Annotated in this window: 9 protein-coding genes; all 9 read right to left on the bottom strand. The window is 62.7% G+C overall.

The genetic code is table 11. The features are described 5' to 3' along the window. Positions 1 to 149: 149 nt before the first annotated feature. Entirely contained in the window at positions 150 to 572 is a 423-nt protein-coding gene (locus tag ACVOLI_RS19785) for a F0F1 ATP synthase subunit epsilon (RefSeq protein WP_057626868.1), read from the bottom strand. An 83-nt stretch (positions 573 to 655) separates the two neighbouring features. Beyond that, a complete protein-coding gene (gene atpD / locus ACVOLI_RS19790) occupies positions 656 to 2,062 on the bottom strand; it encodes a F0F1 ATP synthase subunit beta (RefSeq protein ID WP_282272807.1) in 1,407 nt (468 codons plus the stop codon). Positions 2,063 to 2,100: 38 nt separating this feature from the next. Next, the gene (gene atpG / locus ACVOLI_RS19795) at positions 2,101 to 2,964 is read right to left on the bottom strand and encodes a F0F1 ATP synthase subunit gamma (RefSeq protein ID WP_057626866.1); all 864 of its coding nucleotides are present in this window, start codon (positions 2,962 to 2,964) and stop codon (positions 2,101 to 2,103) included. A gap of 77 nt (positions 2,965 to 3,041) precedes the next feature. Further along, positions 3,042 to 4,589, bottom strand: coding sequence for a F0F1 ATP synthase subunit alpha (gene atpA, locus ACVOLI_RS19800; RefSeq protein WP_282272809.1), 1,548 nt, complete (start codon positions 4,587 to 4,589; stop codon positions 3,042 to 3,044). A 44-nt stretch (positions 4,590 to 4,633) separates the two neighbouring features. Beyond that, positions 4,634 to 5,161: a F0F1 ATP synthase subunit delta gene (locus tag ACVOLI_RS19805; RefSeq protein ID WP_293715042.1), complete on the bottom strand. Its 528-nt coding sequence runs from the start codon at positions 5,159 to 5,161 to the stop codon at positions 4,634 to 4,636. 3 nt (positions 5,162 to 5,164) lie between these two features. Next, on the bottom strand, positions 5,165 to 5,635 hold the full coding sequence (locus ACVOLI_RS19810) for a F0F1 ATP synthase subunit B (protein WP_282272812.1): 471 nt from the start codon (positions 5,633 to 5,635) through the stop codon (positions 5,165 to 5,167). A gap of 111 nt (positions 5,636 to 5,746) precedes the next feature. After that, positions 5,747 to 6,049 carry a F0F1 ATP synthase subunit C gene (gene atpE / locus ACVOLI_RS19815; protein WP_054661978.1) on the bottom strand — a complete coding sequence of 101 codons (303 nt, stop codon included), beginning with the start codon at positions 6,047 to 6,049 and terminating at the stop codon, positions 5,747 to 5,749. A 75-nt stretch (positions 6,050 to 6,124) separates the two neighbouring features. After that, complete coding sequence (atpB, locus tag ACVOLI_RS19820) at positions 6,125 to 6,922, bottom strand: F0F1 ATP synthase subunit A (protein WP_282273293.1); 798 nt, start codon at positions 6,920 to 6,922, stop codon at positions 6,125 to 6,127. A gap of 24 nt (positions 6,923 to 6,946) precedes the next feature. Beyond that, positions 6,947 to 7,312, bottom strand: coding sequence for a hypothetical protein (locus ACVOLI_RS19825; RefSeq protein ID WP_313173335.1), 366 nt, complete (start codon positions 7,310 to 7,312; stop codon positions 6,947 to 6,949). Positions 7,313 to 7,717: the final 405 nt, after the last annotated feature.

Below are 7,717 nucleotides of genomic sequence, written 5' to 3' on the forward strand. Positions count from 1 at the left end.
TTACCACTAAAGCCCCTGCCGAGCATGGCTCGGCACTACAGGTTGGCTCTACTGGTAGAGCCCTTGTCGAGCATGGCTCGGCACTACAACAGCACGTGCAAAAAAAACGCCGGCGTTGGCCGGCGTTTTTCTTGATGCTGCTGCAATCCTCAGTGCTTGAGGTTGCGACGCAGACGCTCCAGCGCTTGCAGCTGGGCGGTGACTTCGGCCAGCTTCTGCTGTGCTTCGGCCAGTTCCATGGCTTCGCCACGGTGTGCCAGCACGCGCTCTGCTTCTTCCTTGGCCTTGCGCACCGATGCTTCATCGATGTCGCTGGCGCGGATGGCAGTGTCGGCCAGCACGGTAACGACCTGCGGCTGTACTTCCAGGATGCCGCCGGAAATGGCGAAATCCAGGTGCTCGCCTGCAGCGGTGGTGACCACGACCTTACCCGGCTTCAGACGGGTGATCAGCGGTGCGTGCTTGGGCGCGATGCCCAGCTCGCCCAGCTCACCGGTGGCCACGACCAGGGTCGCTTCGCCGCTGAAGATCTGCTGCTCGGCACTGACGATGTCGCAACGGATGGTGCTCATGGATCTCTCTTCGCCTGGTTGGGTGGGCCTGCGCCCACCGCAGGTTGCCGCGCGGGCGGAGCATGCTCCGCCCTACGTGGTTATTAGGCCTTCTCAGCCATCTTCTTGGCCTTCTCGACCGCTTCTTCGATGCCGCCGACCATGTAGAACGCCTGCTCCGGCAGGTGGTCGTATTCGCCATCGACGATGGCCTTGAAGCCACGGATGGTGTCCTTCAGCGGCACGTACTTGCCCGGCGAGCCGGTGAACACTTCGGCCACGTGGAACGGCTGGCTGAAGAAGCGCTCGATCTTACGGGCGCGCGACACTGCTTCCTTGTCTTCCTGGGACAGTTCGTCCATGCCCAGGATGGCAATGATGTCCTTCAGTTCCTTGTACTTCTGCAGGGTCTGCTGGACGCGCTGTGCGGTGTCGTAGTGCTCCGTACCGATGACCTGCGGGTCCATCTGGCGCGAGGTCGAGTCCAGCGGATCCACGGCCGGGTAGATACCCAGCGAGGCGATCGAACGCGACAAGGTCACGGTCGAATCCAAGTGGGCGAACGTGGTGGCCGGCGACGGATCGGTCAAGTCATCGGCGGGCACGTACACGGCCTGGATCGAGGTGATCGAGCCGGACTTGGTCGAGGTGATGCGCTCCTGCAGGACGCCCATTTCCTCGGCCAGGGTCGGCTGGTAACCCACGGCCGACGGCATACGGCCCAGCAGTGCCGACACTTCGGTACCGGCCAGGGTGTAGCGGTAGATGTTGTCGACGAACAGCAGCACGTCCTTGCCCTTGCCGCTGGCGTCCTTCTCATCACGGAAGTACTCCGCCATGGTCAGGCCGGTCAGTGCAACGCGCAGACGGTTGCCCGGCGGCTCGTTCATCTGGCCGTACACCATCGCCACCTTGTCGAGGACGTTGGAGTCCTTCATTTCGTGGTAGAAGTCGTTGCCCTCACGGGTACGCTCACCCACGCCGGCGAACACGGACAGACCGCTGTGCGCCTTGGCGATGTTGTTGATCAGCTCCATCATGTTGACGGTCTTGCCGACGCCGGCGCCGCCGAACAGGCCGACCTTGCCGCCCTTGGCGAACGGGCACATCAGGTCGATGACCTTGATGCCGGTTTCCAGCAGCTCGGTCGAGGAAGACTGGTCTTCATACGACGGGGCCGAACGGTGGATTTCCCAGCTGTCCGACGCCTGCACCGGGCCGGCTTCGTCGATCGGGCGACCCAGCACGTCCATGATGCGGCCCAGGGTGCCAGCGCCGACCGGCACCGAGATGGCGCGGTTGGTGTTGGTGGCAACCAGGCCACGCTTCAGGCCGTCGGTCGAGCCCAGCGCGATCGCGCGGACGATACCGTCACCCAGCTGCTGCTGGACTTCCAGCGTGATTTCGGTGTTGTCGACCTTCAGCGCGTCGTACACCTTCGGCACGTCGGTGCGCGGGAATTCGACGTCGACGACCGCGCCGATGATCTGAACGATCTTGCCCTGACTCATTGCTGCATCCTCTAAATGTGTGCTGTTGACTGCGCGCGTTAGACCGCTGCCGCGCCGCTGACGATTTCGGAGATTTCCTGGGTGATCGCTGCCTGCCGGGCCTTGTTGTAGACCAGCTGCAGGGTTCCGATCATCTTGTTCGCGTTGTCGCTTGCCGCCTTCATCGCCACCATGCGAGCTGCGTGCTCGGAGGCAACATTCTCCAGCACCGCCTGATACACCAACGATTCGATGTAGCGGGTGATCACGTGCTCAAGCACGGTTGCCGCGTCGGGCTCGTACAGGTAATCCCAGTCGTGCGAAGCCACCTGCTTTTCGGCGGCCGGCAACGGCAGCAGCTGGTCGAAGCTGGCCTTCTGCGTCATCGTGTTGATGAAGCGGTTGTAGACCAGGTAGACGCGGTCAACCTTGCCTTCGGTGAAGGCATCCAGCATGACCTTGATCACGCCGATCAGCGTTTCCAGCTTGGGCTGGTCGCCGATGTTGGCCACCGAGGCGGCCATGTTGACGTTGACGCGACGGAAGAACGCGCCGGCCTTCTGGCCAACGGTCACCACGTCGATCTCGGCGCCCTTGTCCTGCCAGTCGCGCATTTCCGCGACCGTCTTGCGGAACAGGTTGTTGTTCAGGCCGCCGGCCAGACCGCGATCGGAGGAGATCACGATGTAACCCACGCGCTTGACCTGCTCACGCTCGACCAGGAACGGGTGCTGGAAATCGGTGCTGGCCTGGGCCAGGTGACCGATTACCTGCTTCATCGCCTGCGCGTACGGACGCGAGGTCTTCATCCGATCCTGCGCCTTGCGGATCTTGGAGGCCGAGACCATTTCGAGCGCGCGCGTCACCTTGCGGGTGTTCTGCACGCTCTTGATCTTGGTTTTGATTTCGCGTCCGCTTGCCATCTCTTATTCCCGTAGAGCGGGGCTATGCCCCGCTTTATCAGTGTGAAGCGGAGCAAGGCTCCGCTCTACATACGCTCTTACCAGGTGCCGGTGCTCTTGAAATCGGCGATGCCCTTCTTGAAGGCAGCTTCGATGTCGTCGTTCCACGCGCCGGTGCTGTTGATCTTGGAGGTCAACTCACCTGCGGTGTTGGCGAAGTGGGCGTGCAGGCCGGCTTCGAACGAGAGCAGCTTGTTGACCGGCACGTCGTCGAGGAAGCCCTCGTTGACGGCGTAGATCGACAGCGCCTGGTCGGCGATCGACATCGGTGCGTACTGCTTCTGCTTCATCAGCTCGGTGACGCGCTGACCGCGCTCCAGCTGCTTGCGGGTAGCTTCGTCAAGGTCGGAAGCGAACTGCGCGAACGCAGCCAGCTCACGGTACTGGGCCAGCGAGATACGGATGCCGCCGGACAGCTTCTTGATGATCTTGGTCTGGGCCGAACCACCGACGCGCGACACCGAGATACCGGCGTTGACGGCCGGACGGATACCGGCGTTGAACAGGTCGGTTTCCAGGAAGATCTGGCCGTCGGTGATCGAGATCACGTTGGTCGGAACGAATGCGGAAACGTCGCCAGCCTGGGTTTCGATGATTGGCAGTGCGGTCAGCGAACCGGTCTTGCCGGTGACGGCGCCGTTGGTGAACTTCTCGACATACTCTTCCGACACGCGAGCTGCGCGCTCGAGCAGGCGGGAGTGCAGGTAGAACACGTCACCCGGGTAGGCTTCGCGGCCCGGCGGGCGCTTCAGCAGCAGCGAGATCTGGCGGTAGGCAACAGCCTGCTTGGACAGATCGTCGTACACGATCAGGGCGTCTTCGCCGCGGTCCATGAAGTACTCACCCATGGTGCAGCCAGCGTAGGCGCTGATGTACTGCATCGCAGCCGATTCGGAAGCGGTGGCAGCCACGACCACGGTGTGGGCCAGGGCGCCGTTCTCTTCCAGCTTGCGCACGATGTTGGCAACGGTCGAGGCCTTCTGGCCGATCGCTACGTACACGCACTTGATGCCGGTGCCCTTCTGGTTGATCACGGCGTCGATCGCCATGGCCGTCTTACCGGTCTGGCGGTCACCGATGATCAGCTCGCGCTGGCCACGGCCGATCGGGATCATGGAGTCGACCGACTTGTAACCGGTCTGCACCGGCTGGTCGACCGACTTGCGCCAGATCACGCCCGGAGCAACGCGCTCCACCGGGGCGGTCAGCGCGGTGCCCAGCGGGCCCTTGCCGTCGATCGGCTCACCCAGCGCGTTGACAACGCGGCCGAGCATTTCCGGGCCAACCGGCACTTCCAGGATGCGGCCGGTGGTCTTGGCCACGTCGCCTTCGCGCAGGTTCTGGTAGTCGCCCAGGACCACGGCGCCGACCGAGTCGCGTTCCAGGTTCAATGCCAGGGCAAAGGTGTTGTTCGGCAGTTCGATCATTTCGCCCTGCATCACGTCGGCCAGACCGAAGATGCGCACGATGCCGTCGGACACGCTGGTGACGGTGCCTTCGTTGCGCGATTCCGCGGACAGGGCGACCTTCTCGATGCGGGTCTTGATCAGTTCGCTGATTTCAGAGGGGTTGAGCGTGGTAGCCATCGTCAAGTCCTAGTGCCGGCTTGTGGCCGGACGGTAATGTGAATTCAGTGTGCGAGCGCGGTCTGCAGGCGCGACAGCTTGCCCTTGAGCGAGCCATCGATGACCACGTCGCCGGCATCGATCACGGCGCCGCCGATCAGCGAAGCGTCCACCGCGGTCGATACCTCGACGTCGCGGCCGAAACGCTTGCGCAGCGCAGCCTTGATCTTGTCCAGTTCCTCGCCCGACAGTTCGGCGGCCGAGGTGACGGTGGCCTTGACCACGTGTTCGGCTTCAGCGCGCAGCTGCTCGAACAGACCGGAGATTTCCGGCAGTTGCTGCAGGCGGCGGCCTTCGGCCAGCAGGGCCAGGAAGCGACCGTAGGTCTCGCTGGTCGCGTCCGGGGTCAGCAGGGCGACGGCATCGCCGCGGCTCAGCTGCGGATTCGACAGCAAGGCCGACACGCGCGGATCGGCTGCAACGCGGGCGGAGAACGCAAGCGCGTCCGACCACGGCGCGAACTTGCCTTCCTCACGCGCAATCGCGAAAGCGGCGCGGGCGTACGGGCGGGCAAGCGTGAGGGCCTGGCTCATCGATCAGATCTCCGCAGCCAGCTCGTCGAGCAGCGCCTTGTGGGCGTTGGCATCGATTTCGCGCTTGAGCAGCTTTTCGGCACCGGTCACGGCCAGGGCGGACACCTGCTTGCGCAGATCTTCGCGGGCACGGTTGGCGGCGGCGTCGATTTCAGCCTGGGCCAGTTCTTTCTGGCGGGTGGCTTCGGCGATGGCTTCGTTCTTGGCGGCTTCAACGATCTGGTTCGCACGGGCATGCGCCTGGTCGATGATCTCGTTGGCCTTGCCACGGGCTTCTTTCAGTGCCTCGTTGACCTTTACTTCCGCCTGCGCCAGATCTTTCTGGCTGCGGTCGGCAGCGGCCAAGCCCTCAGCGATCTTCTGCTGGCGCTCTTCAATGGCCTTCAACAACGGCGGCCAGATCTTGGTCGCGATGATCCAGATCAGCAAAGCAAAGGCCAGGGCCTGTGCAAAGAGGGTGAGATTGATATTCATGATTAGCTCGATCGCTGGTGTCGGGGGTGGCTGCGCCGCCGTGGCGGCACAACCGAACCTTCATCCGAAGTCGGGAGCCGACAGGCACCCGACCGTCTCACTGCAGCTGGATCAGCCTGCCAGCTTGGCGGCTTCGGCCAGCAGGGCAGCAGCCAGCGGGTTTGCGAAGGCCAGCAGCAGGCCAACGGCGACCGAGATGATGAACGCGGCGTCGATCAGGCCGGCGGTGATGAACATGCGGACCTGCAGGACCGGGATCAGTTCCGGCTGGCGAGCGGCCGACTCCAGGAACTTACCAGCCATGATGGCCAGACCGAGGCCAGCGCCCAGTGCGGCCAGGCCGATCATGATGCCGACGGCAAGGGCGGTGGAGCTCTGAACTTGGGCGAGGTTGGTCAGGACGGCGAAGTACATGGTTATCTCCAGGAACTTTAAGTAGCTAAGGGTGATGAAACGGATGAAGGTTGAAACTGGGTGAAGCTTGTAACTTTAGTGACTGTCTTCCGACAGGCTCAAGTACACGATGGTCAACATCATGAAGATGAAGGCCTGCAGCGGGATCACCAGCAGGTGGAACAGCATCCAGCCAAAGCCGAACACGCCACCGGCAACGGCACCGAACACGCCGGCACCGCCCAGCACCCAGATCAGCAGGAAAACGATTTCGCCGCCGAACATGTTGCCGAACAGTCGCATCGCCAGGGAGATCGGCTTGCTCAGCCACTCGACGATGTTGAGGATCAGGTTGAACGGCATCATCCACTTGCCGAACGGAGCCGTCAGGAATTCCTTGACGAAGCCGCCGATGCCCTTGGACTTCAGCGCGAAGAAGATCATCAGGATGAACACGCTGATCGACATGCCCAGGGTGGCATTGACGTCGGCGGTCGGCACCGGCTTCCAGTAGTGGATGCCTGCCAGTTCCAGCGGCTTGGCGATGAAATCGGCCGGGATCATCTTGATGAGGTTCATCAACAGGATCCAGAAGAAGATGGTGATCGCGATGGGCGTGATCAGCTTGCTCTTGCCGTGGTAGGTGTCCTTGGCCTGGCGGTCAACGAACTCCAGGCAGATTTCAACGAACGCCTGCCACTTGCCCGGCACACCAGCCGTGGCCTTGCGGGTTGCCATCCAGAAGGCGAACACCATCAGCAGGCCCATCAGGACCGCGGTGACGATGGTATCGACGTGGATCATCCAGAAACCACCGCCCTCACCGACCGGAGCGGTCAGATTCTGCAGGTGATGCTGGATGTACGTGGTAGGAGTTAGAGCCTCGCCCGCCATGTGTCCGGAACCTTTATGAGTGAATCAACGTCTGGCCAGAGCCAGAACCTGGAACATCAGCGCCACTGGAATTGCCGCCAGCAGAGCCAAAGGAGGAAGTCGCCACCAGAAAAAAGCCATTCCCAGCACGGCAACAATCAGCACAATCTTCAGCATGAACCCCAGGAACAGGCGGACCATTGCTGAACCAGCGGCCTGAACGCCGCCACCGAGCCCTACCCACGCGGCCAGCGCCGTCCCTGCCACCACCGCCAGGCCCGATACAAGGGCGCCCAGCGCATGCTTTGGCCCCACGAAGAGGAAGGCCAGAGCCAGGACCACCACTGCGGCCAGCGGGTATACCGCGGCGCGCAACATCAGTCGCCGACCCGCGTCAACGGAGTTCAGCACGTCAAAGTGTCCTGCTTCAGGTAAAGGGAAGAGCCGAATCGCGCAAAGGCGTCTCGTCGAGCCGCGAAAGTATAACAGCGGGACAATTTGCGAGACAACCGGCATTTGTCCCCATTTGACTATGCAAGTGGCCGCAATATCACGTTTTTTCCCCCGCTGCCCAAGCAACGGTCCAGGTTGCGGGACAATAAATATTGCACTGCAACACGGGAACTTCCCACTGCCCCGCCGGTCAGACAGCTGCAGTCGGCAATCCGCTACCTCGTCGGGTGGGTGCGCGGACTCGGGGGGGGGGGGGGGGCCCCCCCCCCGCGGGGCCCCCCCCCCCCCCCAAGTTCGGCGAGGAAAAAAATTTTTACCCGCCCCGGCCCCAGGGGTGAAAACCAACAACGCGGGGGAGGGTTT

This window comes from Stenotrophomonas sp. STEN029 (assembly GCF_056760015.1).

Bases quoted from the DNA above. Each gene is read 5' to 3' on its own strand.
- ACVOLI_RS19785 (WP_057626868.1), bottom strand. From the start codon at position 572: ATGAGCACCATCCGTTGCGACATCGTCAGTGCCGAGCAGCAGATCTTC.
- atpD (WP_282272807.1), bottom strand. From the start codon at position 2,062: ATGAGTCAGGGCAAGATCGTTCAGATCATCGGCGCGGTCGTCGACGTC.
- atpA (WP_282272809.1), bottom strand. From the start codon at position 4,589: ATGGCTACCACGCTCAACCCCTCTGAAATCAGCGAACTGATCAAGACC.
- atpB (WP_282273293.1), bottom strand. From the start codon at position 6,922: ATGGCGGGCGAGGCTCTAACTCCTACCACGTACATCCAGCATCACCTG.
- ACVOLI_RS19810 (WP_282272812.1), bottom strand. From the start codon at position 5,635: ATGAATATCAATCTCACCCTCTTTGCACAGGCCCTGGCCTTTGCTTTG.
- ACVOLI_RS19805 (WP_293715042.1), bottom strand. From the start codon at position 5,161: ATGAGCCAGGCCCTCACGCTTGCCCGCCCGTACGCCCGCGCCGCTTTC.
- atpG (WP_057626866.1), bottom strand. From the start codon at position 2,964: ATGGCAAGCGGACGCGAAATCAAAACCAAGATCAAGAGCGTGCAGAAC.
- atpE (WP_054661978.1), bottom strand. From the start codon at position 6,049: ATGTACTTCGCCGTCCTGACCAACCTCGCCCAAGTTCAGAGCTCCACC.